At 40.3% G+C, this 26,395-nt stretch carries 21 protein-coding genes; 14 read left to right on the top strand and 7 right to left on the bottom strand.

The window, feature by feature from the left end; all coding sequences use genetic code 11:
• Positions 1-65 precede the first annotated feature (65 nt).
• A complete protein-coding gene (locus ACNSN2_RS11860; RefSeq protein WP_418607470.1) occupies positions 66-2,669 on the top strand; it encodes a DUF2339 domain-containing protein in 2,604 nt (867 codons plus the stop codon).
• Positions 2,670-2,711: 42 nt separating this feature from the next.
• Here the strand turns inward: ACNSN2_RS11860 and ACNSN2_RS11855 are convergent, their stop codons facing one another.
• Positions 2,712-6,152: a PAS-domain containing protein gene (locus tag ACNSN2_RS11855; protein WP_418611340.1), complete on the bottom strand. Its 3,441-nt coding sequence runs from the start codon at positions 6,150-6,152 to the stop codon at positions 2,712-2,714.
• A 449-nt stretch (positions 6,153-6,601) separates the two neighbouring features.
• Between ACNSN2_RS11855 and ACNSN2_RS11850 the strand changes: the two genes are divergently transcribed.
• From ACNSN2_RS11850 to ACNSN2_RS11790, 13 genes are all read left to right on the top strand, one after another.
• Positions 6,602-6,865 (top strand): DUF4212 domain-containing protein, encoded by a 264-nt coding sequence (locus ACNSN2_RS11850; RefSeq protein ID WP_008464847.1) that lies wholly within the window; start codon positions 6,602-6,604, stop codon positions 6,863-6,865.
• Between the two features lie 10 nt (positions 6,866-6,875).
• Positions 6,876-8,600, top strand: a complete 1,725-nt coding sequence (locus ACNSN2_RS11845) for a sodium:solute symporter family protein (protein ID WP_010387613.1) — start codon at positions 6,876-6,878, stop codon at positions 8,598-8,600.
• Positions 8,601-8,740: 140 nt separating this feature from the next.
• Positions 8,741-10,579 (top strand): DUF294 nucleotidyltransferase-like domain-containing protein, encoded by a 1,839-nt coding sequence (locus ACNSN2_RS11840; RefSeq protein WP_418607466.1) that lies wholly within the window; start codon positions 8,741-8,743, stop codon positions 10,577-10,579.
• Between the two features lie 5 nt (positions 10,580-10,584).
• Positions 10,585-11,208 (top strand): exonuclease domain-containing protein, encoded by a 624-nt coding sequence (locus ACNSN2_RS11835; protein WP_418607464.1) that lies wholly within the window; start codon positions 10,585-10,587, stop codon positions 11,206-11,208.
• Between the two features lie 135 nt (positions 11,209-11,343).
• Positions 11,344-12,393: a DUF262 domain-containing protein gene (locus ACNSN2_RS11830; RefSeq protein ID WP_418607462.1), complete on the top strand. Its 1,050-nt coding sequence runs from the start codon at positions 11,344-11,346 to the stop codon at positions 12,391-12,393.
• Complete coding sequence (locus tag ACNSN2_RS11825) at positions 12,386-13,006, top strand: MAE_28990/MAE_18760 family HEPN-like nuclease (protein ID WP_418607460.1); 621 nt, start codon at positions 12,386-12,388, stop codon at positions 13,004-13,006. Before ACNSN2_RS11830 ends, ACNSN2_RS11825 begins: the two co-directional genes overlap by 8 nt.
• Positions 13,007-13,151: 145 nt before the next feature.
• Positions 13,152-13,892: an SIMPL domain-containing protein gene (locus ACNSN2_RS11820; protein ID WP_418607459.1), complete on the top strand. Its 741-nt coding sequence runs from the start codon at positions 13,152-13,154 to the stop codon at positions 13,890-13,892.
• 182 nt (positions 13,893-14,074) lie between these two features.
• Positions 14,075-15,088 (top strand): erythrose-4-phosphate dehydrogenase, encoded by a 1,014-nt coding sequence (gene epd / locus ACNSN2_RS11815; RefSeq protein WP_109874182.1) that lies wholly within the window; start codon positions 14,075-14,077, stop codon positions 15,086-15,088.
• 49 nt (positions 15,089-15,137) lie between these two features.
• The gene (locus ACNSN2_RS11810; protein WP_418607457.1) at positions 15,138-16,313 is read left to right on the top strand and encodes a phosphoglycerate kinase; all 1,176 of its coding nucleotides are present in this window, start codon (positions 15,138-15,140) and stop codon (positions 16,311-16,313) included.
• Positions 16,314-16,523: 210 nt separating this feature from the next.
• The gene (fba, locus tag ACNSN2_RS11805; protein WP_008111197.1) at positions 16,524-17,588 is read left to right on the top strand and encodes a class II fructose-bisphosphate aldolase; all 1,065 of its coding nucleotides are present in this window, start codon (positions 16,524-16,526) and stop codon (positions 17,586-17,588) included.
• 628 nt (positions 17,589-18,216) lie between these two features.
• Positions 18,217-18,906, top strand: a complete 690-nt coding sequence (gene phoB / locus ACNSN2_RS11800) for a phosphate regulon transcriptional regulator PhoB (RefSeq protein WP_008111196.1) — start codon at positions 18,217-18,219, stop codon at positions 18,904-18,906.
• Between the two features lie 77 nt (positions 18,907-18,983).
• A complete protein-coding gene (phoR, locus tag ACNSN2_RS11795) occupies positions 18,984-20,330 on the top strand; it encodes a phosphate regulon sensor histidine kinase PhoR (protein ID WP_418607455.1) in 1,347 nt (448 codons plus the stop codon).
• Positions 20,331-20,409: 79 nt separating this feature from the next.
• Positions 20,410-21,378 carry a PstS family phosphate ABC transporter substrate-binding protein gene (locus tag ACNSN2_RS11790; RefSeq protein WP_010387635.1) on the top strand — a complete coding sequence of 323 codons (969 nt, stop codon included), beginning with the start codon at positions 20,410-20,412 and terminating at the stop codon, positions 21,376-21,378.
• 70 nt (positions 21,379-21,448) lie between these two features.
• On the opposite strand, the gene ACNSN2_RS11785 is transcribed toward ACNSN2_RS11790, so the two are convergent.
• From ACNSN2_RS11785 to gluQRS, 6 genes are all read right to left on the bottom strand, one after another.
• Positions 21,449-21,691 (bottom strand): hypothetical protein, encoded by a 243-nt coding sequence (locus ACNSN2_RS11785; RefSeq protein WP_010387636.1) that lies wholly within the window; start codon positions 21,689-21,691, stop codon positions 21,449-21,451.
• Positions 21,692-21,721: 30 nt separating this feature from the next.
• Positions 21,722-22,570 carry a pantoate--beta-alanine ligase gene (panC, locus tag ACNSN2_RS11780; protein ID WP_010387637.1) on the bottom strand — a complete coding sequence of 283 codons (849 nt, stop codon included), beginning with the start codon at positions 22,568-22,570 and terminating at the stop codon, positions 21,722-21,724.
• A complete protein-coding gene (gene panB / locus ACNSN2_RS11775; RefSeq protein ID WP_010387638.1) occupies positions 22,570-23,364 on the bottom strand; it encodes a 3-methyl-2-oxobutanoate hydroxymethyltransferase in 795 nt (264 codons plus the stop codon). The genes panC and panB overlap by 1 nt, the downstream gene beginning before the upstream one ends.
• Positions 23,365-23,394: 30 nt before the next feature.
• A complete protein-coding gene (gene folK, locus ACNSN2_RS11770) occupies positions 23,395-23,880 on the bottom strand; it encodes a 2-amino-4-hydroxy-6-hydroxymethyldihydropteridine diphosphokinase (RefSeq protein WP_109874184.1) in 486 nt (161 codons plus the stop codon).
• Positions 23,881-23,883: 3 nt separating this feature from the next.
• Positions 23,884-25,233, bottom strand: coding sequence for a polynucleotide adenylyltransferase PcnB (pcnB, locus tag ACNSN2_RS11765; RefSeq protein WP_240539514.1), 1,350 nt, complete (start codon positions 25,231-25,233; stop codon positions 23,884-23,886).
• Between the two features lie 254 nt (positions 25,234-25,487).
• Positions 25,488-26,384 (bottom strand): tRNA glutamyl-Q(34) synthetase GluQRS, encoded by an 897-nt coding sequence (gene gluQRS / locus ACNSN2_RS11760; protein ID WP_418607453.1) that lies wholly within the window; start codon positions 26,382-26,384, stop codon positions 25,488-25,490.
• Positions 26,385-26,395 lie beyond the last annotated feature (11 nt).

Below are 26,395 nucleotides of genomic sequence, written 5' to 3'. Positions count from 1 at the left end.
TTATAGTATAAGCTTTGTTTGTGATATTTTTGGGTACTTGTTTTGTAAAATAAAAAAGGGACTGTATGGATGAGTTAATCGGATTAGCAATCATTATATCTATTGCGATTGTTGCAGGGGGCGTATGTGGTTTAGTTGCCTTAGTGCAATTAAACGGCTTAAAACAAGAGATTGCAGTATTAAAATTCAAACTATCACAGTATGAGTTAAACCCAAATAAAGTCCCTAGCGAACTTCCCTCTGTAAACACACAACCAGATAATGCAAAAGCTCAAAACCGCTCAGACATTCCTGCCTCTGTTTATAAACCAGCGAGCATTAAACATACGCCACCACGTAAAGCAGTAATTAAAAAGCCATCGAGTATTGAACTGCTTTTTAAACAATTACGTGCAGGCTTTGAACAAAACTGGATGACCTGGATTGGTGCTATTGCTTTGGCTTTAGGTGGCGTGTTTTTAGCCAAATACAGTTTAGAGGCGGGGCTACTTTCACCTGCAATGAGGCTCAGTGCCGGTGGATTATTTGGCATTGGCTTAATCGCAGCAGCGTATTATTTACATTATAAACGTATTGTTTTTGAAGGCTTTAATAATTACATTCCTGCAGCCCTTGCCAGTGGCGGCTTTATGACTTGCTTTGCCTTAATGTTTTTGGCCTATAACAGCTTTACCATGCTAAGTGCTGAGTGGGCATTTATTGGCTTAGCAGTGATTGCTCTTTGCGCCAGTGCAATGGCGATTAAGTTAGGTCCTTTACTTGCTGTAATTGGCATTATAGGCGCATACAGTGTTCCTATTTGGGTAAATACGGGCAGTGGTCAGTTATTTTCTTTACTTATTTATGTTGCCCTTGTGAGTGTTGCCGCAGCGGTTGTGGCACATAAAGTACAGCGAGTGTGGTTGTGGTATTTACTATGGGTAGGGCATATAGGCTGGTACTTGGTTGGACTCACTCTATTTAACTACGACACAGTGTGGTTAATAGGCGCTTATGCGTTACTAAGTATTTTAGGCTTAATCGCTATTGCACGCTTAGGCTTGGGCTTTAATACCCTTGAAGTGCGCCCGCACAGCTTCAAACGATTAGTTAACTTATTTCCAGATCACGGATTATTACTGGCCTTTATGGCGCCTTTAATGATTGCCATGCTATTGAGTTTGTTTAATTTACAATGGCAAATCGTGGCGTTGTTAAGCATCGCTTTGTTACTATTTTTAGTGTTAAAAAATAGCCGTTGGGATGCATGGCAAGGGGTTTCTTTAGTGATTGCGCTGTTACTAGTGGTCAGTGCTAAACAAACTTATACCTTTGATGATGCGTTATTTATTTTTAAAAACGAATACGGGCTAGGCTTATTACTTGCTCTGGGGTTAAGTGGCTATGGACTCTATTTTGGTAATAAATACCCAAAACGATTAGCTTTTCATTTGCTTGCTTCATTAAGCGTGTTTGCATTAGTTGGCACTTTGTATGCGATGATCCCAAATACGGCTTTAGCAACCGCTTATCCACTTTGGGCGGTATTGTTATGTTTAATGAGTGCGGTGTTAATTAAATTTACGCAAAATAATACAACCTTATGGCAACGTTTTAGTTATTGGGTGGGAGCAAACGCCAATATCACTTTAGCAATTACTATGCTACTGAGCGATAGCGGCCTTACCATTGCACTGGCTGTTCAAGTATTACTGCTGAGCTTATTAATAAAAAAATACAGTGTGGCTATGCCACACTGGCCAATAAAAGCCCTTGTGGCGGCATTACTTTTACGCCTTACCTTATCGCCGTGGACGCCTAGTTATGATGATCTAACTATCTTTGGTTTGCATTGGAGCTTAGTTGTTTACCCGCTGTGTATTGGGTTATTTTTTGCAGCGGCTAAATGTTTTAATACTTCAAAACTAAAAATATGGTTAGAGGGGGCGGCACTGCATTGTTTAGCGTTATTTGTGACAACCGAAACCAGTTATCAACTGGTAGGGCACTACCCTCAGTTGTTTTCTTTAAGTTTTTATGAGCAAGTTTTGCTCAGCTGTAACTTGCTTGCTTTAGGCTGCGTTTATTTATATCGCGCGCAAAGTGCAGGGCAGCTGGGTAAGTTATACCGCACTGCAGGTTTGATTTTATCAGCGTTAGCTGGCTTGTTATTAATCAATACAACGCTGGATAATAATCCGTTATTAATGCGTCTTTATGTTGGTGAAACACCAATATTTAACTGGATACTTTTAATTTGGTTGGTACCGAGCCTACTGGCGTTATGGTTAGCGAGTTTAGTTAAATCGTTAAATGCTAAATTGAGTCAAATTACACTCGGAGTGTCTGGTTTATTAGCCCTGTTAGCTATCAATACCTTGATCCGCCAATATTGGCAAGGTGGCTTCATTTATCTTGATAAAGCAACCAGTGACGCCGAACTATATAGCTATTCGGTTATTTGGTTATTACTCGGCGCACTGGTCGTGATAGCCGGGCATTTAAAACAGCAACGGTTACTGCAAAATGTTGGTCTTGGTATTCTTGGCGCTGTAATTGTTAAGGTATTTTTAATTGATATGGCAAACTTAACGGGACTTCTAAAAGCATTGTCCTTCATTGGTTTAGGGCTGTCGCTGGTAGGGCTAAGTTGGTTGTTCCAAAAACTCAGAAAGCGCAGTCATAGTTAAGTTTAAGCCCAGTACTTACTGGGCTTAAACTCTTATTAATCGTCAAGTACTGTGATTCAGCAGTGCTTTAAGTTTGCCTGGTTTTACTGGCTTACTCAGGTAATGAATATTTTCGGCTTTGGTGGTTTGTTTTAGCTCGGTGTCACGCACAGCGGTAATTAAAATAGCCGGAATATCGCTTTGCCAAATCTCGCGTAGCGCTTTAATTAAAGTAATCCCATCCCAATCATTACCTAATTGATAGTCCATTAAAATAACATCAGGTGCTCTCTGTTCTTTTGCATAAGTTAACACCGCGTCTACTTTATCGAATAGGGTGTAATTTGCCTGCCAGCGCTTCAGTAGGCTGGCCATGGCGGCAAGGTTTTCAGGATCGTCGTCAACGGCAATAATATTTATCGCGGCGCGGTTGTCGACTATATTTTGACTGCTTTGTTTTTGCTGTACTAATTGCGCATCACCATAAGGCACTTCAATGCTAAATCGGCTGCCTTTATTAGGTAATGAAACCACATCAATCGGCAGGCTCAATAAATCAGCCATACGTTTAACCACCCCTAAACCTAAGCCAACGCCTTTATTATCGCCCGCTTCAATTCGGTAAAAGTCGTTAAATATTTTTGCTTGTTCAATATCGCTAATGCCAGGGCCGGTATCCCATACTTCAATCCGTAAACTGTGTTTTCTGTTTCTACAAGCAATTAATACACGGCCATTTTCGGTGTATTTAATCGCATTAGACAGCAAGTTTTGTAGTATTCGGCGCAAGTAAGTAATGTCGCTGTGTACTATTTGTTTATTTGAACGCACTTTAAATGAAAGTCCTTTATCGCTCGATAAAATCGCATATTCGCTTTTAAGGGGATCTAAAATATCATCAATGCAAAAGTGACGAGGATTTGGGGTCATCGCCCCTTGCTCTAGCTTGGCAATTTCTAATAAAGCCGACATTAAATGCACGGTGGAATCGAGGCTATCACCTAGCTTATTAAAGTTATTTTTATTGGTGCTATCTAACTGAGTTTCATCAATGGCGGCGAGATATAATCGTGCCGCATTGAGCGGCTGTAAAATATCATGGCTAGCCAGTGCTAAAAAGCGAGTTTTACTATCATTCGCTTGCTCAGCTTCGCGCTTGGCTAAAGTAAGTGCTTGCTCTGTTTGTACGCGACTATCGATTTGTGCTTGCAGGTTACTATTAATGGTTTGCACCTCTTGGGTACGCGCTTCAATACGGTTTTCTAAGTCCATATTGATTTCTTCGAGCGCATTTTGCGTACTAATATGATTGGTAATATCAGAAAAGCTTGTTACAAACCCCCCATCAGGCAGTGGGTTGCCTATCATTTCGTAAACTTGGCCATTACGACGATGGCGAATAAAGTGATGTGAACTGCCATTTTTTAAATGCTGAACACGCTTATCAACATGGCGCTCGATTTCACCGGGGCCGCATTCACCGCGCTCTGCGTTATAACGGATTATTTCTTCAATGGGCTGGCCAACTTGTAAAAAACCTTCAGGGTAATTAAACATTTCGCTGTAGCGCTTATTCCAAGCAACGAGGTTAAGATCTTTATCTACAACAGAGAGTCCGTGGCTTAAGTTTTCTAGTGAAGTAAATAATAAGTTTTGATTAAACTGCAGTGCCTGTGTGGTTTCATCAAAAAAGTTTACCACTTCTTCAAACGCCATGCGTTTCCCAGATGATACTGTATGAATAAGTGCTTGCGCAGAGGAAGCACCCAATACACCAGTTAGTGCGCGTTCGCAGTAGGCAATAAAATCAGCGCGAGGGTGTGCATTGTTGTCGTTTAAATCGTGATGGAGTGCGTAATGCGATAAAATTTGTTGGCTACGTTGAATGCCTAAAAAGGTTTGTAGCAAAATTTTAAAGTCGTATACCGTGGCTTTTACGTTTTTATTTAAGCGACGAGATAAAATGGCCTGATCTTTGGGATTAACAAATGCTGCCGCTTGAATTTTATCAATTAAGCGCTCTTCAGCTCCCAAGGAAAAGCTAATATAACAGCCAATATTAGCAAACAACGCAATTAAGGTGCCTCTAGTTATAAGCGTTTGCTGTAGCTCACTGTCTAGTGGGTTAGGGGCTTCTAAAATAGGTAGCATCAAAAATAGCACCCAACAAATGACTCCTGCGAGTAGCCCGGCATAAACGCCGTAAGCATGACCTTTTCGCCAATATAACCCACCCACAATAGCAGGCAATAATTGCGACACCAATGAGAAAGCCACTAACCCCATACTGGCCAGCGCACTGCCACTACCAAACCATTGCTGATAGAAGTAGGCTAAAATAAGCACCCCAGCAATGGTAAAGCGGCGCACCAATAAAATACGGGATTTATAGCTGCTGGTGATTAAATTACGTTTAAATTTACGACGCAACATTAAGGGTAGCACCACGTCGTTGGAGATCATGGTGCTTAGCGTAAGCGTTGCAACAACAATCATGGCTGTGGCAGCAGAAAGCCCACCTATAAACACAAAGGTGGTTAAAAAAGCGTTATCGTGCAGCATAGGCAGTGCCAGTACAAAGCTGTCAGGTGATAAACTACGACCAATTTCTGGATGAATAGCAGCGGTGGCTATAGGTAAAATCATTGCAGCGGTCAATAACAAGTACAATGGAAAAGCCCAGCGAGCAGTAAATAAATGGCGCTTATCTTGGTTATCAACCACGGTGACATAAAATTGCCGTGGCAAACAAATAATAGCGGCCGCCGCCATCAGCGACTGACCTACAAAGTTAAAGCTAAAAAAGTCAAACTGCGCCCAATGCAGCCAAATTGACTCGGCGACTTGGCCAGAACTTTCTGCGGGTAAATTAAATAAGCTATATATTGCAAGCCCTGCTACAGCAGCCAGAGCAAACAGCTTTATTAGCGACTCAAACGCCACAGCAAGCATTAAGCCTGAGCGGTACTCGGTTACATCAACTTTGCGCGTACCAAAAAATATAGCAAATAGTGCCATCATTAAAGTGGCTGATAACGCCAAAATATCCCCAGATATTTGATTACTATTTTGCAAAAGTAAAAAGCTAGAACTAAGCGCTTTTAATTGTAATGCAATGTAAGGAATAGTGGCTAATAAGGCAATAATGGTCACCATAATAGCGGTGGTTTGGCGTTTGCCGTAACGCGCTGAAATAAAGTCGGCAATAGTGGTGATATTTTGTTTTTTACTCACTAATACCAGTTTACGTAAAAAGCCTTGGCCGAAAAAAAACAGTAAGGCGGGTCCTAATAAAATAGGCAAAAAGCTCCAACTACTAGTAGCAGCGGTGCCTACCGAGCCATAGTAAGTCCACGAAGTACAATAAATCCCCAATGCAAATGAATATACAAATGGATGATGACTAATGCGCTTGGCAAGTGGGGTGGTCTTATCACCCCAATTTGCCAGCCAAAACAGCACGCCTATGTAGCCAAAGGCAACAATGAGTAGTACAGCTGTCATGTTTATTTAACCTCGTAGAGTGTTTTTATAATTTGTCATAACTATACCCAAACTATTTCAAGATGCGAGCGCCAGTTGGAGTTTGCTTATTAACAATACCTAGCTGCAAATAAAGTAGGGGGTATACATTTTGTTTATGTTATCTATAAATAAAATAAAGCTATGATAATTAAGGGTTAATTTGTTTTTGTCTATTTAGTTAGACTAATGTCTTATTCCCACGGTTTGTTTTAATTTGGCTAAAAACTTGAGCAATAAAAATCTATTAAGCTACTGAAATTTAAGTGGTTCATGAGTTGTTTATTAATTGATCATGCGCAGTTTACGAAAACGTTAATATGTTGTTACGACTATTGTCGCAATTCAATATTTGAATTGCATTGCTAAATTGGTTAACGAATATAAAAAACCACCCATCACAATCGTGATGTTTAAAGGGGAAAATAAAAATGGCTTTTAAAAATGAAGAACAAGCAAAAGCTTATTGGGCAGAAAACATTTCATTACTGTTTAAATTATTAGCAGTATGGTTTGTGGTCTCTTTTGGCTTTGGCATATTACTGGTTGATGTACTTAATGAAGTACGTTTTTTTGGGTTTAAACTTGGCTTCTGGTTCGCCCAGCAAGGCGCGATTTATACCTTTGTGGCTTTGATTTTTGTGTACGTTTTCAAAATGAATACGTTAGATAAAAAATATGGCGTAGACGAATAGGAGCTAGTCAATGGATGTTCAAATACTCACATTTATAATTGTCGGTTTAAGCTTTGCGCTTTATATCGGTATTGCAATTTGGGCTCGTGCTGGGTCAACAAATGAATTCTACGTTGCTGGTGGCGGTGTACCTCCACTAGCCAATGGTATGGCAACTGCTGCGGATTGGATGAGTGCTGCGTCGTTCATTTCAATGGCGGGTATTATCTCGTTTGCGGGTTACGACGGAAGTGTTTACTTAATGGGGTGGACCGGTGGTTATGTACTACTGGCTATGTGTTTAGCGCCTTACTTACGTAAATTCGGCAAGTTTACCGTGCCAGATTTTATCGGTGACCGTTACTACTCACGTACTGCGCGTTTAGTGGCTATTTTATGTGCCATCTTTATTTGTTTTACTTACATTGCGGGTCAAATGCGCGGTGTTGGTGTAGTGTTCTCTCGTTTCTTAGAAGTTGAAATTGAAACCGGTGTGTACATCGGTATGATCATTGTTTTCTTCTATGCCGTACTTGGTGGCATGAAAGGTATTACTTACACGCAAGTTGCGCAGTACTGTGTACTAGTGTTTGCTTATTTAGTACCGGCTATTTTCATCTCTATGATGGCAACAGGTCACTTTTTCCCACAAACTGGTTTTGGTGCCACGCTAAGTGATGGCTCTGGAATGTATGTATTGGATAAACTTGACGGTTTAAGTGCTGAGCTTGGTTTTGGCCAATACACTGAAGGTTCTAAGAGCATGATTGATGTATTTGCAATCACAGGTGCTCTTATGGTGGGTACAGCCGGTTTACCACACGTAATTGTTCGCTTTTTCACTGTTCCTCGCGTAAAAGACACACGTATTTCAGCAGCGTGGACACTGGTGTTTATTGCTATTGTTTACACAACAGCACCCGCAGTAGCTTCGTTTGCCCGTGTAAACATGATTGACACAATAAATGGTAAAGACGGAAGTGGTACAGCGTATGCAGAGGCACCAGCTTGGATCAAAAACTGGGAACGCACAGGCCTAATCACCTTTAATGATAAAAATGGTGACGGCAAAATGTTCTACACATCAGGTAAAATCACTGACCCTAATAGCGCAAACGAAGTAAATGTTGACCGCGATATTATGGTACTAGCGAATCCTGAAATAGCCGACTTACCAGCCTGGGTTATTGCACTCGTTGCAGCAGGTGGTATTGCCGCGGCGCTATCGACTACAGCGGGCTTACTATTGGTTATTTCAACCTCAGTATCGCACGATTTACTTAAACGGACACTCAAACCGGATATAACCGACAAGCAAGAATTACTTGCAGCGAGGTTGGCAGCGATGATTGCTATTGTAATATCCGCTTACTTTGGGATTAACCCGCCAGGATTTGTGGCCTCAGTTGTTGCCTTTGCCTTCGGCTTAGCGGCGGCGAGCTTCTTCCCTGCAATTATTATGGGTATTTTCTCTAAATCAATGAATAAACATGGTGCAATTGCAGGCATGGTAACGGGTATCACCTTTACTGCTGCATACATCATCTACTTCAAGTTTGTGAGTCCAGAGCTTAATAGCCCAGAAAATTGGTTCTTAGGTATTTCACCTGAAGGGATTGGTTTAGTAGGCATGATCATTAACTTTGCAGTAGCTGCAGGTGTTATGAAAATGACTCAACCGACACCAGTTGAAATTCAAGAAATGGTTGAAGGTATTCGTAATCCTAAAGGGTCTAGTGAAGCGCATGCTCACTAATCCATATATCTAATGATATAACCCATCAAAGCCCGACTTAAGTCGGGCTTTTTATTTGTTTAAATAATGACTACATTAAATAATCGCTATATTAAATAACCATATTTCAGGTTAAGTCGCTTTTTTATTGAGGATGATTTATGAGTAGTGAGCAACAGGAAGTCGCGCAGTTTATTAACAAACAAGCACCATTTTCAATGTTACAGGACAGCGCCTGCAGTTATTTTGTTAACCATCTCGATAGTATTTATTTGACCCGAGAAAACCAAACGCAATGGCTTAACAGTGAACAGCCTAAATTATTTTTAATTCGTTCCGGGTTATACGATTTAGTGGATGCTCAAGGCGATACGGTAACGCGTTTAACTCAAGGTGATTACTTTGGTTACCCTTCGTTACTGACGGGAGATTCAATACAAAACAGTTTAGAAGTACAAAAAGAGGGCATTGTCTATATGCTCGACCAAACGGATTTTGATTACTTACGTCGAGAATATAAAGCATTCGAGCAATACTTTGTTCGTGCTCATGCTAATCGATTGCTGTCATCACATTATAAAAGTAATAACGATAGTTGGTCTGAGCGTAAAATATCAGAGATCATGACTCGCAAAGCGATTACGCTGCCCCCCGATGCCAGCATCCGTCATAGTGCTAAAAAAATGCAAGAGCATAGGATTTCATCAATGATGATCACCGAAAATTCGCATCTTGTTGGGGTAGTTACAGATCGGGATTTACGTAACCGAGTGCTTGCTGATGAAGTGGATCCCGCGCAAGCTATCAATAGTATTATGACCAATAAGCCTAAGTTTATATTTGAAAATAACCGCGTATTTTCAGCGCTGCACTTAATGCTTAAGCATAATATTCATCATTTACCTGTGCTTGACGAAAATCATAAACCGCTAGGAATGATCACCAGTACAGACTTACTACGCCAACAAAAAAGCGACCCAGTGCAGCTAATTGGTCGTATTTACAAGGCCCATAATGTGGCTGATTTAAAACGTTACGCGAAAGAAATTCCTGACTTATTAAAAGGTTTTTCAAATAATATTGATGATATTTCGCTGATCGGAAAGTTACTCAGTGGTTTAACCGATGCGTTGACCTCGCGGCTAATTTTTTTATTTCAACAACACCATGGCGCGGCGCCAACCAGTTTTAGTTTTATTTGTTTTGGCTCTCAAGCGCGCGAAGAGCAAACACTGCATTCAGATCAAGATAATGGCTTGTTATTACCTGATGGTCTAAACGATGAGCAGCACGCATATTTTAAACAGATGGGCGAATTTGTTTGTGAAAACTTAGTTGAGTGCGGCATTCGTCGTTGCCCTGGTAACATTATGGCCAGCAGTGATGCATGTCGAATGAGTGTTAGTGATTGGCGGGCGAAGTTTTTAAAGTGGATCACCAGTCCCACACCTCAGGCAATGCTCAACTGTAAAATCTTTTTTGATCTGCGCTTTATTGAAGGCTCAACTACGCTTTATAGCCAGTTTTGTGAAGAGTTGACCCATATTTCTCGCAATGATCTTTTTTATGCGGCAATGGCCAGCGATGTTAACGCTAACAGTGCGCCGATTGGTTTATTCAATAACTTTAAAACCGAAAAAACAGAGCAACACCATAAGTACATCGATCTTAAAAAGCGTGGGGTGGTGATCATTAACGATCTAGCGCGACTTTATGCATTAAAAGTAGGCATTCGCCGTGCTAACACCCAAGAGAGGTTGGATGCTTTATTAAAGTATTCACTATTAAGCAAAGAAGATATTTATAATTTAAAAGATTGTTGGCGATTTTTAACTCAGCTTCGGCTGCGCACGCAAATAAACGAAGAAGGGTTACCTAGTAATTGCATTAACCCAGACAAACTCAATTCGTTAGAACGTCATCAGCTTAAAGAAGCGTTTTACTTAGTAAAGCAAGCGCAGCAAGGCGCGGCGTTTAAATTTGCGCGTGGGAGTTTGTAACAATAATGGTTAAGCAGCTTATTACGCGGTACTTAAAGCGTCGCCATTTGCTTGCGCAAAGTGCTTTAAAGCAACGTTATTTAGTGATTGATTTGGAATTAACAGGGCTTGATCCTAAACAACATGAAATTGTCTCGGTTGCTTGGGTACTGATTGATAATCAATGTATCAAGAATAGTCAATCGCAGCATATCGTTAATAAAGAGGTTAAAAGTCTAGAGCAAAGCCCTGTTTTTCACGGCATTAGTACTGACTCGGTGGCACAAGGGCAAAGCCTACAGAGTATTTTAATGTCTTTAAGTGCTCACTTTAGTGACTGCATTTTAGTATTTCATAATGCCATGCTCGACTGGGGCTTTTTAAAGTTAGCACTAAAAAATGCAGGGATCATCCAGCGGCCTAAGCTGATCATCGATACCTTACAAATAGAAAAAAAGCGCTTACTGCAACACGCAAGCGATATCAAATTAGATGATTTAACCTTAAATGAATGCCGTAATCGCTACGATTTACCAAGCTATCATTGTCATCACGCGCTTACCGATGCACAAGCCACTGCTGAATTGTTATTAGCCCAATGCCATCAAATAAGCGCCGGTAAAGAACTTAAAGTAGGCGATCTAACGTAGGTTGGGCAGAGCGAAGCGAAACCCAACTATAAAATGCCTTATTGTTGAACAGCGAAGTTTAATGATAGGCAGTTTACTTTTTATTTTCATGGTGTGATTATAGAAATATATTAAATTCACGTAAGGAGTTGTGAAATGACAGCAGTAGAAGAAGTAGTTGCACAAAAAAGAAATACACTTAAAACAGATCGCTTAGATATGTCATTCGGTGAATTAATGAATATGTTTGAAGATGAAGAGCTTTACATTACACCTGAGTATCAAAGAGTATTTAGGTGGTCTGACTTCCAACAAACAAGATTTATAGAATCTGTTCTACTAGGAATTCCTATCCCACCTATTTTTGTGGCAGAGGATGATGATGGAAAATGGGAAGTTGTTGACGGACTTCAGCGAATTTCAACTATTTTCTCCTTTTTCGGATTATTAGAAAGCTTGCCAGAAAAAAATAATTCAACCTTGACTGAAGGTGAAATGGTCCGAGAGCTCGAAGGTATTACGATTAACACATTACCCATAAAGTTAAAGACAACAATAAAGCGATCTGTTTGTCGTGTGGAAATAGTTAAATGGGATAGTCAAGAAGATATAAGGTATGAGTTATTTAATAGGTTAAACACTGGTGCTAGTCCGCTTTCGGAACAGGAAATTAGAAATTGTATTTTCCGAGCATACTCTGTCGATTTGAATCAAATATTGCGTGATATTGCGGATTATCCAGTTTTTCAAGATTTTATAAGTCCTACAGAGACTAAAAAAGAGCAAATGTTTCTAGAAGAGTTAGTTCTTAGGTTTTTTGCTTTTAAAAATCTAGATCAAGAATTTAGAACGACAGTGCCGCAGTTCTTAACTGAATTTATGAGAGATGTATCTAAAGGTGAGATCGAGTTTGATTTAATTAGAGAAAAAGAATCTTTTATAGAGTTAATAACTATATTAAATGAGAAATATGGTAGAACACTTTTTAGGCCTAAAGGTAATTTTTCTTTACATATATTTGATTCAATCGCTTATGCGTTACCGAAAGTATTGACTGATTATTCTGCGAATAAAGAAAAGATGTTCGAGCTAATAGATATTCTATTAGAAGATAGCCAATATAACAGTATTGGGACTAGTACGTTCTCTAATAAACGTATAAAAAATAGAATGAACAGAGCCCTGGAGATATTTACAGGTGCATAGAGTTATTGAAGAGATTAACGATAGTAATGCATGGCGTGATGGGGAGTTTGCTAAGTTTAAAGTCAACGCTTTAGAGGTTGAAGATGGTTTGTGGTTTCGAATGTGTGTTCCTATGATTTATGCTCATTGGGAGGGCTATGTTTCGAGCTCTTTAAAAATATTGATTGATCATCTAAATAAATTAAATTTAACACCTTCTGATATCCCGTCTAAGTTAGTCGTAATTGGTTTGGGCGATACTTATAAAACACTGAGTGGGAAACAGTCATTTGAGCAACGCATTAAGTTCACTAATACTTTTAAAGAATTATTTGAAAAAGTAATTAAATTTAATAAAAAAGTTGATACTAAATCTAACCTCAGAAGCAGTGTTCTTGAGGAGCTATGCACTATGTTTGATTTTGATTATAGTAAATTCAAGGATTGCACTAGTGTGATCGACAGGCTTGTTAACGTTCGAAACAGTATTGCTCATGGGGAAAATTCATATGTTTTAACCGCTGATAACATTCAGCTATACATTGATAATGTAAATACAGCAATGGACTTATTTCTAAATGAAATCAATAATTTTTTATCAGAAGAAAAATATTTACTAAATAAAAATATATAATTTGAAAAAGATCATTACTTAAAGTATTCACGCATATGGGATCTGTTTAGGTGTTTTAGTAATAATATTTATATATTAATAGTTTATAAGCTTTAGTGTGCACCTAATCATTAAGTGCACACTAAGGCCACTTCAAGGAACGAATATGAAATTCATCACCGCTATTTTTATTACCTTATTCCCTCTTATTACTTTTGCTAATTCAAGCGTGCCAACTAATCGTCATATTTCTGTACATGGCACAGCTGAGGTATTAGTTGAGCCAGATATGGCTCAAATTATATTTGAAGTAAAAAGCATTGAAGAGACATTACTCGAGGCTAAACGTGACCTTGATGGCCGAGTTAGCGTGTTACTTGAAGAATTAGATAAGTATGATTTTGGCCAAGGCGATGTTCATATATCGGGTTTAAAAAGCAAGGTATACACTAAGGTTGGTACAGAATCTGGGGTTGCTTTAAGCGATAATTATTTAGCTCTGAAAACAGTTAAAGTCACATTGAAAGATATTAAAAAAGTCGATGAATTTATTGATTTTGCTCAACGCTTACAAATAGACAATATAAAAAAAATTAATGGTTTATCCTCCAAGGCCACGCAGTTAGAGGCAGAGGCAACACAACTAGCAATAGATAACGCAAAAGCGAAGGGAAATAAGCTCGCTCAGTCTTTTGGTGCTGAACTTGGCAACGTTTATAGTATTAGTGCAAATTCCAGTAGCTCAGATTACGACGCGAGCGGTGTTAAGCACATTGTTTTATCTAGCCACAGAAATAGCATGGCTGCTAGAAATAACGAGAACCCATTTACGCAGCAGCAATATTTAGGTGCAAGAATAAGCGTTAAAGCATCTATAAACGTGGTGTTTGATTTAAAACTAAAATAGCAAATACCGCAAATACCTATTAGCTAAGCTAAAAGTAAAAGCGATTGCGTGTTGATTATGGCGTTAATTTAAAGTTTCTAATGCTTGGCTCTTATAATCACAGGCAAGGTCGATTACAATACCGCCATCTAAAAGGCGACGCTGCCTTTCTCTGTACGTAACTAGAGTGGATTTTATATTTCATGGCAATCAAACTTGCAATTAATGGTTTTGGTCGTATTGGTCGAAATATTGTCCGTGCACTATACGAATCAGGCTTAAGCGACGAGATCAAAATTGTTGCAATTAACGAACTAGCCGACCCTGAAGCTATTGCCCATTTATTAAAATACGACACCTCTCATGGTCGTTTCACTTTTCCAGTTAAACTAGGTGAAGACACTATCAGCGTTGCTGATGACACCATTGCATTATTTTGTGAAGAAAATCCAGTTGAATTACCGTGGCAAACGCTAGATGTTGACGTGGTACTTGAATGTACTGGCGTGTACCACTCACGTGAGCATGCACAGTCACATATTGCCGCAGGTGCTAAAAAAGTGTTGTTTTCGCATCCTGCTGATAATGATGTAGATGCCACCATTGTGTATGGCATAAACGACGATGAGTTGAAAAACGAGCATACTATTGTCTCTAATGGTTCGTGTACCACCAACTGCGTTGTTCCTGTTATTAAAGTACTCGATGATGCCTTTGGTATTGAGTCTGGCGCTATTACAACTATTCATGCGTCAATGAACGATCAGCAAGTGATTGATGCGTATCACCATGATTTACGCCGAACTCGTGCCGCCAGCCAATCTATTATTCCGGTAGACACAAAATTAGCCCGTGGTATCGACCGTATTTTACCTAAATTTAAAGGCCGCTTTGAGGCTATTGCCGTTCGTGTACCGACTATTAATGTGACCGCCATGGATTTAAGTGTCACGGTAAATACCGATGTAGATTTAAGTGCGGTTAATAGTGCGCTTAAAGCACAAGCTAAAGATAGGCTTGAGGGTATTTTAAGTTACACCGAAGAGCCGCTGGTATCGGTTGATTTTAACCACGATCCCCATTCTTGTATTATTGATGGCACACAGACACGTGTTAGTCATAAACGGCTGATAAAATTACTAGTTTGGTGTGATAATGAGTGGGGGTTTGCGAATCGCATGCTTGATACCGCTCGTGCTATGATGGCATTTAAGTAATATTTAAAACGTATTTATTGGTTCAGTATCGTTAACTAAGGAGATGTTCATGTCGGTCATAAAAATGGCAGATTTAGATTTAAACGGCAAGCGTGTATTAATTCGTGAAGATTTAAATGTACCCGTTAAAGCAGGTAAAGTGACGTCAGACGCACGTATTCGTGCTGCACTACCTACTATCAAACTTGCGCTAGAAAAAGGTGCAAAAGTGATGGTTATGTCACACCTAGGCCGTCCTACGGAAGGGCAATACGAAGACGAATTTTCATTAGCACCCGTTGTTGATTACTTAAATAATGCACTTGAGCAAACTGTTCGCCTAGAAAAAGATTACTTAAACGGCGTTGATGTTGCAGATAACGAAGTAGTTGTTTTTGAAAACGTACGTTTTAACAAAGGCGAGAAAAAAGACGACGAAGCCTTATCAAAGCAACTAGCTGCATTATGTGATGTTTACGTAATGGATGCCTTTGGTACTGCGCATCGCGCACAAGCGTCAACCCATGGTGTGGGTCTGTTTGCTGATGTAGCGTGTGCCGGTCCATTATTATCGGCTGAACTAGACGCCTTAGGCAAAGCACTTGATAACCCAGCCCGTCCGTTAGTGGCGATTGTGGGTGGTTCTAAAGTATCAACTAAATTAACCGTACTTGATTCGTTATCTAAAATTGTTGATCAGCTTGTTACCGGCGGTGGTATTGCCAATACCTTTATTGCAGCTGCTGGTCATCCTGTAGGTAAGTCGCTTTATGAGGCTGATTTAATGGATGAAGCAAATCGTTTATGCGCTGCAGCGAAAGCCAACGATGGCGAAATACCGGTACCGACAGATGTTGTTGTGGGTAATGAGTTTTCAGAGTCAGCTGTAGCCACACTTAAAGATGTAAGTGAAGTCACCAGCGACGATATGATTTTTGATATTGGCCCTGATACCGCAAATCAACTTGCAAAAATTATTGCTAATGCGGGCACTGTTGTATGGAATGGCCCAGTGGGTGTGTTTGAGTTTGATCAATTTGGTAATGGTACTCGTGCTATTGCAAAAGCGATTGCGGATTCAAACGCATTTTCTATTGCTGGTGGTGGTGACACCCTAGCGGCAATTGATAAGTATGGCATTAGTGATAAAGTATCGTATATCTCTACAGGTGGTGGTGCGTTCTTAGAGTTTTTAGAAGGCAAAAAACTACCTGCAGTTGCAATGCTAGAATCACGCGCTAAATAATACCTAGGGTATTAGCTAGCCGTAAAGCAGATGTGCTAATTCCACATCTGCTACAATTAACGAGTAAATACCTCTCACTTTTATTTAGTCGTTAATAATATGAATTTTAGGCCATTTGCCTTTTAATTCATGGCGCAGTGATTGCGCCAAACTAACAAATCCGTTCAAACTAGGTAGTAAAATAACTACCGATAAATTGGAGAATACCCAATGGCTTTAATCAGTATGCGACAACTTCTTGATCATGCCGCAGAGCATGGTTACGGTGTACCCGCGTTTAATGTAAATAACCAAGAGCAAATGCGTGCAATTATGGAAGCGGCTGATAAAACAAACAGCCCTGTTATTGTGCAAGGTTCTGCGGGCGCACGTGCGTATGCCGGTGCACCTTTTATTCGTCATATGATTTTAGCGGCAGTGGAAGAATGGCCACATATTCCTGTGGTTATGCATCAGGATCATGGTACATCACCGGGTGTATGTCAGCGTTCAATTCAGCTAGGTTTTTCATCAGTAATGATGGATGGCTCATTAATGAGCGATGGTAAAACACCTTCAAGCTACGATTATAACGTTGATGTAACACGTAAAACAGTTGAAATGGCGCATGCGTGTGGCGTATCTGTAGAGGGTGAGCTAGGTGTATTAGGTTCACTTGAAACGGGTGAAGCGGGTGAAGAAGATGGTGTTGGCGCTGAGGGTAAACTTACCACTGAGCAAATGCTAACAAATCCAGAAGAAGCGGCAGACTTTGTAAATAAAACCCATGTTGATGCGTTGGCTATTGCCTGTGGTACATCACACGGTGCCTACAAATTTACTCGCCCACCAACCGATGACATTTTAGCAATTGATCGTATTAAAGAAATTCACGCGCGCATTCCAAATACCCACTTAGTAATGCATGGTTCGTCTTCTGTTCCACAAGAGTGGTTAGAAGTGATCAACCAATACGGTGGTGAAATTCCAGAAACTTACGGCGTGCCAGTTGAGCAAATTGTTGAAGGTATTAAATACGGTGTGCGTAAGGTAAACATTGATACTGACTTACGTTTAGCGTCTACCGGTGCGATTCGTCGTCATTTAGCGATGAACCCGTCTAACTTCGACCCACGTAAGTTTTTAGCTGCTGCAACCCAAGCAATGACTGATATTTGTATCGCTCGTTACGAAGCGTTTGGTACGGCGGGTCAAGCAAGTAAAATTAAGCCAATTTCATTGGATGAAATGCACCTTAAATACTTAAGCGGTGAGCTAAACCCAAAAATAAAGTAATGAGCCAATAATAGCGATATTATTACACTCATTCAAAAAGCCAGTTGCGTTTGCGCTGGCTTTTTTGATCTATGAGGGATCAGTATTTTACCTAGTTATTAATTAGGGATCACTCGATTACTAACTTGTCATATCTGGGATCATTACTTTACTAAGTAAAAGGCTTAAAGTGACGTATTTTAAACTTTTGAGTGTTACGCATTATAAAGAGTGAGCACAAAACATACAAAAATTCATTGGTTTAGCTTTGTTGGTGGGTAAAATAGTGATCCGTAAAGGGATCTGCTTGATAAAACTCTGATCCCAGCATTTAAGATCATAATAAACCTGATCTAAACACTGTTAAGCAGGTGCTAACTTTTATTATTAAGCGGGAAAATTGATGCTAGTTAGTAATTTGATGATCCCATGTTGATACTATAAATTGTGACTTTAATGATTGATTCTTTTTACTGCAAACCGCTTTTTTATTACTGCTCAAGATGATAAAAATATGACAAATTCTATTTTTTGTCACTATTTTGTGTTTTTTTTACACTCATTTTAATTTAGACGTTACACTTTAATAAAAATGTCATACTTAGTCATAATAATGAAACCTACTCAATAGCCTAAGAGATAAATTGGAATGTCACGTAAAGTATTAGTCGTTGATGACGAAGCACCTATCAGGGAAATGTTGGTTTTTGTTTTAGAACAAAATGGGTTTCAAGCCATTGAGGCAGAAGATTATGATTCTGCAATATCAGCAATGGTTGAACCTTATCCAGATATGGTGTTACTCGATTGGATGCTACCTGGCGGTAGTGGAATTCAAATCGCTAAAAAATTCAAACAAAATGAACACACACGCCAAATTCCTATCATTATGCTGACAGCCCGCGGCGAAGAAGAAGATAAAATACGCGGTTTAGAAGTCGGTGCTGATGATTACGTTACAAAACCGTTTTCACCTAAAGAGTTAATGGCGCGTATTAAAGCGGTTATTCGTCGTGTTGCTCCTACCTCACTTGAAGAGGCCATTGAAGTACATGGTTTACGTTTAGATCCTATTTCGCATCGTGTGACATCAGGTGGCAGTGAGCTTGATATGGGGCCAACGGAATTTCGACTGTTACACTTTTTTATGACCCACCCTGAGCGTGTATATAGCCGAGAGCAATTACTTGATCATGTATGGGGTACTAACGTTTATGTTGAAGACAGAACTGTAGATGTTCATATTCGTCGCTTGCGTAAGGCAATTGCTACGCTTGGGCATGACCGCTTAGTACAAACAGTTCGCGGTGCTGGTTATCGCTTTTCGAGTAAATTATAAGTTTACTTCGTAAGTCACAATCTATTAACCTAGCATAGTCAAACCATCTGCTAGCGTTTATAAGGTAAAGAGCGTGTATGTATCGAGTTATTAACAAGCAGGCGTTAACTAAACGGCTGTTTGTCTATTTTATACCTTTGCTTTTAATTGGGGTGCTTATTGGTGCCCCATTTTTGATGTTGTTTTTGGGCGCTTTTTCGCTACTTTTATGGCATTACCATCAGCTTTATCGCTTAAGTGACTGGCTGCATAATCAACGCAGCTTTAACCCGCCTGAAGGGGAAGGGTCGTGGGAGCAAGTATTTGAGGGTATTTACCAGCTGCAGCACCGTAATCGTAAGAAGCGTAATGAGTTGGCAGAACTAATACGGCGTTTTCGCGACGGCGCTGAGGCCGTGCCCGATGCCGTTGTTGTGCTACAAAACGACTTATCAATTGTGTGGTGTAATCAGCTTGCACTCAAAGTGCTAGGGTTACAGTGGCCGGTTGATCATGGTCAGCGTTTAGATAACTTAATTCGCGATCCTAAATTTGCTAAATATATGCGTCGTAAAGAGTTTAGCGATGCTCTGGAGCTTGAAAGTGGCCACAGTGTTGAGCAAGTTCTTGAGTTTAGGGTGATGCCTTATGCCAATACACAGTTGTTGGTAGTGGTACGCGATGTTACTCGCTTAAAGCAACTTGAGCAGATGCGTAAAGACTTTGTAGCAAACGTCTCTCATGAGCTTAGAACCCCTTTAACTGTTGTTACCGGCTACCTTGAAATGCTCGATAGTGATTCACTTCCCCCGCCTGCAATGTGGAATAAAGCACAAACTACTATGCTAGAGCAATGTAAGCGTATGGATAGCTTGGTGAATCAGTTGTTGTCGTTATCGCGCATCGAAGGGGGAAAGCGACACAGTAATGACAAAGCGGTGAATGTGCCACGATTATTAAACTTAATTGAAACAGAAGCGCAATCTATTAATCAAGACAAAGGCCATCAACTTATTTTTAAGATTGATGCATCGCTTGATATTACCGGTGCTGAGGATGAACTTAGAAGTGCCTTTTCAAATTTAGTATTTAATGCCATTCATTATACTAAACCAGGCGGTAAAATTGAGGTACTTTGGCAGCGCAACAATGAACAAGCATGTTTTAGTGTTACCGATAATGGTGATGGTATTGCACCTGAGCATATTAACCGGTTAACTGAGCGTTTTTATCGAGTAGATAAAGCCAGAAGCCGCACTACAGGTGGCTCAGGCTTAGGTTTAGCTATTACCAAACATGTGCTTACTCGCCATGGTAGTCAATTAAAAATTCACAGCGAGCTGGGTAAAGGTTCTTGTTTTTCTTTCGCGTTTGCAAGCGATAGACTTATCGTTATTTCGCCATTAGTAGCAAGCAACACGAGTAGTCATAAAAGTGTCATTTAAGAGTCACACCATTGTCATGTACTCACTTTAGAGTGAACCGCAGTTAGGAAATGGGACGAACAAACTGGAGAACCCCAAAATGAAATTTAAAAACTTAGTTGCCGCAATGGGTGTGGCTGTTACAACATTTGTATCTGCACAAGCGGTTGCATTAGAAGACGGTATTCCTGAGTATCAAAAAATTAGCGGTGTATCAGGTAACTTTTCATCGGTAGGGTCTGACACATTAGCCAACATGATGACCTTTTGGGCTGAAGAATATAAGCGCATTTATCCAAATGTAAATATTCAAATTCAAGCGGCAGGTTCGTCTACTGCGCCACCAGCACTAACAGAAGGTACGGCTAACTTAGGTCCAATGAGCCGTGCAATGAAGTCAAAAGAAATTGAAGCATTTGAAAAGCGTCATGGCTACAAACCAACACAAGTGCGAGTAGCAATTGATGCGTTGGCAGTATTTGTACACAAAGATAACCCAATCGAAGGACTACGGATTGACCAAATCGATGCTATTTTCTCATCAACTCGTAAATGTGGTGCATCAGAGCAAGTAAATCGCTGGAGTGATGTTGGTCTAGAAGGTGATTGGGCTGCAAAAGACGTGCAATTATACGGACGTAACTCAGTATCAGGTACTTACGGTTACTTTAAAAAGAAAGCGTTATGTAAAGGTGATTTCCGTAATAACGTGAACGAGCAACCGGGCTCTGCTTCTGTTGTACAGTCAATTTCAGCGTCATTAAATGCGATTGGTTACTCTGGCATTGGTTATAAAACATCGGGTGTGCGTACTGTTCCGTTATCTAAAAAAGGCACTAACTTTGTTGATGCCACGCTTGAAAACGTAGCACAAGGTAAATACCCACTGTCACGTTTCTTATATGTTTATGTAAATAAACACCCAAATAAGCCACTTGGCCCAGTTGAAGCTGAGTTTTTAAAGATGGTACTTTCTCAAGACGGTCAAAAAATTGTAGAAAAAGATGGTTATGTGCCACTTTCTGCAAAGTTAGTTGAATTAGAGCTTAAAAAGTTAGGCTTGAAATAAGCAGCTAGCAACCAAAGTAAATAATAAAAAACCGCTCAATGAGCGGTTTTTTTGTTTTACTTAAGATTATTTAGTTCGTTGCTTTACCTAAATTTTCAGCTTGCACTTTGCATTGATTGTAAGCCTCAATACATTTTGATGAGCAGACCTGTGATTTAAGACTATCGGTGGTTGTTTGCTGCTCACAGCTGGTTTCACATTGATAACTTTGTTGAGCACATTGATTAAGTGCTGGATTACCCGCTTGGCTCTGGCAGCCAGCAACAACTGCAAACGAAAAAGCCACGAGGCTAGTTTTAATAAAAGTTTTCATGCTTATCCTTAAAATGAGGCCACACCAGTATTAAACTTCAACCTGAATATTGTCGATTAATCTAACACTACCTAAAAAGGCGGCAGCTAAAATTACAAATCGTGTATCTTCGAGTGTAGCAGCTTTTAATGTATCTCGTTGAGCTATCGAAAAATAATCTGGTTTTAGGCCCGCGTCTTCTAATGCGCTCTTCGCTTCACTTTCCAGTGTGGCAAAGTCTTTATTACCGTTTTCTAGTTGCTGCGCACAGTGTTTTAAGGTGTTAAATAAAACAGGAGCGGTTTGTCTTTCCTCAGTTGATAAATACCCATTACGAGAGCTCATGGCAAGGCCGCTAACTTCACGCATGGTGGGTACACCAATAATTTCTACTGGTATCGATAAATCAGTGGCCATAGTTTTAACAACTTGTAGCTGCTGAAAGTCTTTTTCACCAAAGCAAGCGTAATCAGGTTGTACTAAATTAAATAGCTTAGTAACAACAGTTGCTACGCCTTTAAAGTGACCTGGGCGTGAACCGCCACAATACCCCATTGAAATACCAGGTACATCAACAAAGCTTTGCACGCCTAAACCATTAGGATAAATAGTTTCTACACTGGGGATAAACAAAATATCTGTTTCAAGATCGGCTAACCCTTGTTTATCAGCATCTAGAGTACGCGGATAGCTGTCTAAATCTTCGTTAGCGCCAAATTGCATTGGGTTAACAAAAATACTCACGACCACTTTGTCGGCTAGTGTTTTTGCTTTTTCTACCAGTGAAAAATGACCACGGTGTAGATTACCCATAGTAGGCACAAGCGCCACGCTTAAACCGGCCTGGCGCCAAGCTTTAACTTGACTGCGTAATGATTTAATTTCAGTGATTGACTGCATTATTTAAACTCGTGTTCAGCGCTTGGGAATACGCCGCTTTTGACATCGTTACAATACTTTTTAACAGCAGCAGGCATATTGCCTGTTTCAAGTAAAAAGTTTTTTGAAAATTTAGGAATATAACCTGCAGAAATGCCCACCAAGTCATGCATAACCAAAATTTGGCCATCGGTTACATTACCTGCACCAATCCCGATTGTAGGGATGCTCAATGACTCTGTAACGCGTTTTGCTAAGGCACTTGGAATACATTCAAGCACCAGTAGTTGTGCGCCTGCCGCTTCTAATGCTTTTGCATCGGCAATAATTTTTTGTGCTTGAGCTTCTTCACGGCCTTGGATTTTAAAACCACCGAATACATGCACTGATTGCGGTGTAAGCCCCAAATGGCCACATACCGGGATACCTTGTTGGGTTAGCGATTTAATACTGTCATGCAGCCATTCACCGCCTTCAAGTTTGACCATATTAGCACCAGCACGCATCAGCTCTGCAGCATTTTTACATGCGTCGCTTGGGTTTGCGTAGGTCATAAACGGTAAGTCAGCTATAACAAATAAGTCACGGCTTCCCGCGCGCACACAGCGAGTATGGTAGGCAATTTCTTGGTTTGTAACCGCTAAGGTGTCGTCGCCACCTTGTAATACCATACCCAAAGAATCACCAACTAAAACAACATCAACGCCGTTATCATGAAATAACTTAGCAAAACTAGCATCGTATGCTGTTAACGCAGTGATCTTATTACTTTCAGCCTTCATTTTATTCAAAGTTGAAACGGTTATTTTAGACATAATATTCTCGCAGACAATGGCCTTAATTAATTACCGTGGTAATTGTTGTAAGTCGTTAAGCGGTAGGGTATTTGCTATCTGTTGGATAGATGCGCCGCTAGGTAAAATCAGTTCTGGTGCAATTTCTTGCAGTGGGTAAACAACAAATTCTCGCTCAGTTAATCCGTAATGAGGTACGGTTAAACGTTCGGTATTTAAAATGTGTTCACCAAATAATAAAATATCAATATCCAATGTGCGTGCGCCCCAGCGCTCGGCCTTTCTAACTCGCCCATGTTCCAGCTCAATGGCTTGGGTTAAATCGAGTAGTTGCTCTGGCTCAAGTGAAGTGTTAATACAGGCGACAGCATTCACATAATCGGGTTGATCTTGTGGTCCCATAGGCTTGCTCGCATAATAATGCGAGCAGGCTATAAACTCGCTGCTTGGCAAGCTTTTAAGTGCAATAACAGCGTTATCAAGTTGTTTTATAGGGCTGTTAAGGTTTGCACCTAACCCCAAATAGACACGTTGCATTATTTACTCGGTAGGCTTTTTTGTGGTACGACGGCGAGGTCGCTTACGTGGTTTTGGACCGCCTTGATGACCAAGCTCTCGCACCATTTCTTTTTGGCCATTAATATCTTGGCCTAAGTACTGTGTCCACCACTGTGCCAGCTCTGTATGCTCAGTTTCACCAGCATCAACACGCAATAGTAAAAAATCATAAGCGGCTTTAAAGCGCGGCTGCTGTGTTAAACGATAGGCACGTTGGCCAGCACGTTTATCTAAGCGTTGTTGAATATGCCAAATATCACGAGCACCTAAAGTAAAGCGTTTTGGTACGGCAATATGTTGGGCATTCTCACTAAGTACTTTATTAATTGCTTGAGCAAATGCATCGTATTCTGATAGTTGCTCTTGGCGTCGAATTTTTTCAGTACGCTCAATCAGCGGGAACCACAGTAATGCTGCAAATACGAATGCAGGAGTGACTTTTTTATCTGCATTAATACGTATGTCGGTGTTTGCAAACATCTGCTTTATGAAGGTTTCTTCAAGTCCACCTGGTTTTTTATCTAAAATACGGTCTAGCTCAGGAAATAACGATTTAAATAAGCCGTACTGACGCAGCATTATAAAGTTTTGCTGTGCTTTGCCGTTTAAAAATAGCTTGAGTATTTCTTCAAATAAACGCGCTGGCGGAATATTATCAAGCAAGCTCGCTAATTCAGTAATCGGTTTTTCGCTTGCTGGTGCTATTTGCATATCTAACTTAGTGGCAAAGCGCACTGCGCGGAGCATACGTACCGGGTCTTCACGGTAGCGTGTTTCAGGATCGCCAATTAACTCAATTTGTTTTGCTTTGATCGCGGCTAAGCCATTTGCGTAATCGTAAACACAAAAATCATTAATGGAGTAGTACAAAGCGTTGATTGAAAAATCACGACGTTCTGCATCTTCTTCAATGCTGCCAAATACGTTATCGCGAAGAAGTTGTCCGTGCTCACTTGACTGACTAATTTGATTTTTATCTTCTTGTGCTTCGTGATGGCCGCGCATTGTAGCCACTTCAATAATCTCACGGCCAAAAACAATGTGTGCTAAACGAAAGCGACGACCAATTAAGCGACAGTTACGAAACAGTTTTTTTACTTGCTCAGGAGTGGCATTGGTTACAACATCAAAATCTTTAGGTTGTTGACCTAACAATACATCGCGAATGCAACCACCAACTAAGTAAGCATCATAGCCACCATCTTTTAGGCGGTAGAGTACTTTGATTGCATTTGGGCTAAATTGTTTGCGAGAAATACCATGCTCACCTCTAGGGATCACTAACGGCTCACTGCTGATTGCGACATTTTCGTTATTGGCACTTGGGCCGATAATTTGTCGACAAAATTGAAAAAGCTTGGAAATAATAGTCTGTCTCCTAGAGAAGCGGTTGATTGGCTCGCTATTGCAATCAAAATCACAGCAAGTATTCACTTAAAGCGTCATTCTTACCATTTAATGTAATTAGCATATATTTAGGCGGCTATCATATACCAGCAAGGTAAAAAAATTAAGTTGCAGCGCTGAAATTAAGCCATTTTTAACGATTTTATTTGAATTAATTCCACGTAATACGTAAAGGAAGGTTAAATCTGTATTTCGCGCTTAGCAGGAACAAGGCTTAAGTTAAAATGCGCCACGCCCCAAGCGAGTAATTGTTCGCAGGTTAAATCCATTAGTTGCTTATGTACTGGCAAGCCTAAAAATTTAAATACAGCTATTAAAGTTGGTTTTGGATTTTGTTTGCAAATTGCAGGGGCGTAATTTTGCTTAGACAGTTTAAACCCTGGTTTTGCTACTGCCAAAGGCAAATGAGCAAATTCCGGAATAGCGCAATTTAGTTGTTTAAATAAACTAATTTGACGCGCAGTCGGTTCAATTAAATCAGCGCCTCGTACAATTCGGTTGATCCCTTGCTCAATGTCATCAACCACCACCACGAGTTGATAGGCAAATAAACCATCGCTGCGTTTTATTATGTAATCTTCATGAGCGAGTGCTGAGTCAACGTCAATATGCCCTTGAATAAGGTCTTTATAATTAACGGTTGCATGGCATTGAGTTAAACGTAGGGCATGACCTTGCTCACTTAGTTGGCTGTGTTTGCATTGCCCTTGATAAATACCGCCGAGGGCTTTTATTTGCTTACGAGAGCATTGGCAGGCATAAATAAGCTGTTGTTGTGACAGAGAGTGAACGGCATCTTGGTAAATAGTAAGACGCTGTGTTTGATACACAACGTTTTCATCCCAATTGAGGTTGTAGGCTTCTAAGGTATTTAGGATATCGGTGGCGGCGCCTTTTACAACGCGAGTGGTGTCTATATCTTCAATGCGAACTAACCACTTTCCTTGGTTAGCTTTTGCATCAAGGTAGCTACCTACAGCCGCCACAAGTGAGCCAAAATGTAACGGTCCGGACGGAGACGGTGCAAATCGGCCGCGATAGTTAGATACTTGCGCAGTAACGGCTGTAGAAGACATGGCTATAATTA

This window comes from Pseudoalteromonas sp. US3C1013 (genome assembly GCF_048401115.1).
Taxonomy (GTDB): Bacteria; Pseudomonadota; Gammaproteobacteria; order Enterobacterales; family Alteromonadaceae; genus Pseudoalteromonas; species Pseudoalteromonas undina.
The sequence above is the reverse complement of the archived record's forward strand: the minus strand, read 5'-3'. Positions and strand labels throughout refer to the sequence as shown.

Coding starts and splice junctions, on each gene's coding strand:
- panB (WP_010387638.1), bottom strand. CDS start 23,364: ATGTCTAAAATAACCGTTTCAACTTTGAATAAAATGAAGGCTGAAAGT.
- ACNSN2_RS11830 (WP_418607462.1), top strand. CDS start 11,344: ATGACAGCAGTAGAAGAAGTAGTTGCACAAAAAAGAAATACACTTAAA.
- gluQRS (WP_418607453.1), bottom strand. CDS start 26,384: ATGTCTTCTACAGCCGTTACTGCGCAAGTATCTAACTATCGCGGCCGA.
- epd (WP_109874182.1), top strand. CDS start 14,075: ATGGCAATCAAACTTGCAATTAATGGTTTTGGTCGTATTGGTCGAAAT.
- ACNSN2_RS11790 (WP_010387635.1), top strand. CDS start 20,410: ATGAAATTTAAAAACTTAGTTGCCGCAATGGGTGTGGCTGTTACAACA.
- ACNSN2_RS11850 (WP_008464847.1), top strand. CDS start 6,602: ATGGCTTTTAAAAATGAAGAACAAGCAAAAGCTTATTGGGCAGAAAAC.
- fba (WP_008111197.1), top strand. CDS start 16,524: ATGGCTTTAATCAGTATGCGACAACTTCTTGATCATGCCGCAGAGCAT.
- ACNSN2_RS11810 (WP_418607457.1), top strand. CDS start 15,138: ATGTCGGTCATAAAAATGGCAGATTTAGATTTAAACGGCAAGCGTGTA.
- phoB (WP_008111196.1), top strand. CDS start 18,217: ATGTCACGTAAAGTATTAGTCGTTGATGACGAAGCACCTATCAGGGAA.
- ACNSN2_RS11820 (WP_418607459.1), top strand. CDS start 13,152: ATGAAATTCATCACCGCTATTTTTATTACCTTATTCCCTCTTATTACT.
- ACNSN2_RS11860 (WP_418607470.1), top strand. CDS start 66: ATGGATGAGTTAATCGGATTAGCAATCATTATATCTATTGCGATTGTT.
- ACNSN2_RS11785 (WP_010387636.1), bottom strand. CDS start 21,691: ATGAAAACTTTTATTAAAACTAGCCTCGTGGCTTTTTCGTTTGCAGTT.
- folK (WP_109874184.1), bottom strand. CDS start 23,880: ATGCAACGTGTCTATTTGGGGTTAGGTGCAAACCTTAACAGCCCTATA.
- ACNSN2_RS11835 (WP_418607464.1), top strand. CDS start 10,585: ATGGTTAAGCAGCTTATTACGCGGTACTTAAAGCGTCGCCATTTGCTT.
- ACNSN2_RS11840 (WP_418607466.1), top strand. CDS start 8,741: ATGAGTAGTGAGCAACAGGAAGTCGCGCAGTTTATTAACAAACAAGCA.
- ACNSN2_RS11855 (WP_418611340.1), bottom strand. CDS start 6,152: ATGACAGCTGTACTACTCATTGTTGCCTTTGGCTACATAGGCGTGCTG.
- phoR (WP_418607455.1), top strand. CDS start 18,984: ATGTATCGAGTTATTAACAAGCAGGCGTTAACTAAACGGCTGTTTGTC.
- panC (WP_010387637.1), bottom strand. CDS start 22,570: ATGCAGTCAATCACTGAAATTAAATCATTACGCAGTCAAGTTAAAGCT.
- ACNSN2_RS11845 (WP_010387613.1), top strand. CDS start 6,876: ATGGATGTTCAAATACTCACATTTATAATTGTCGGTTTAAGCTTTGCG.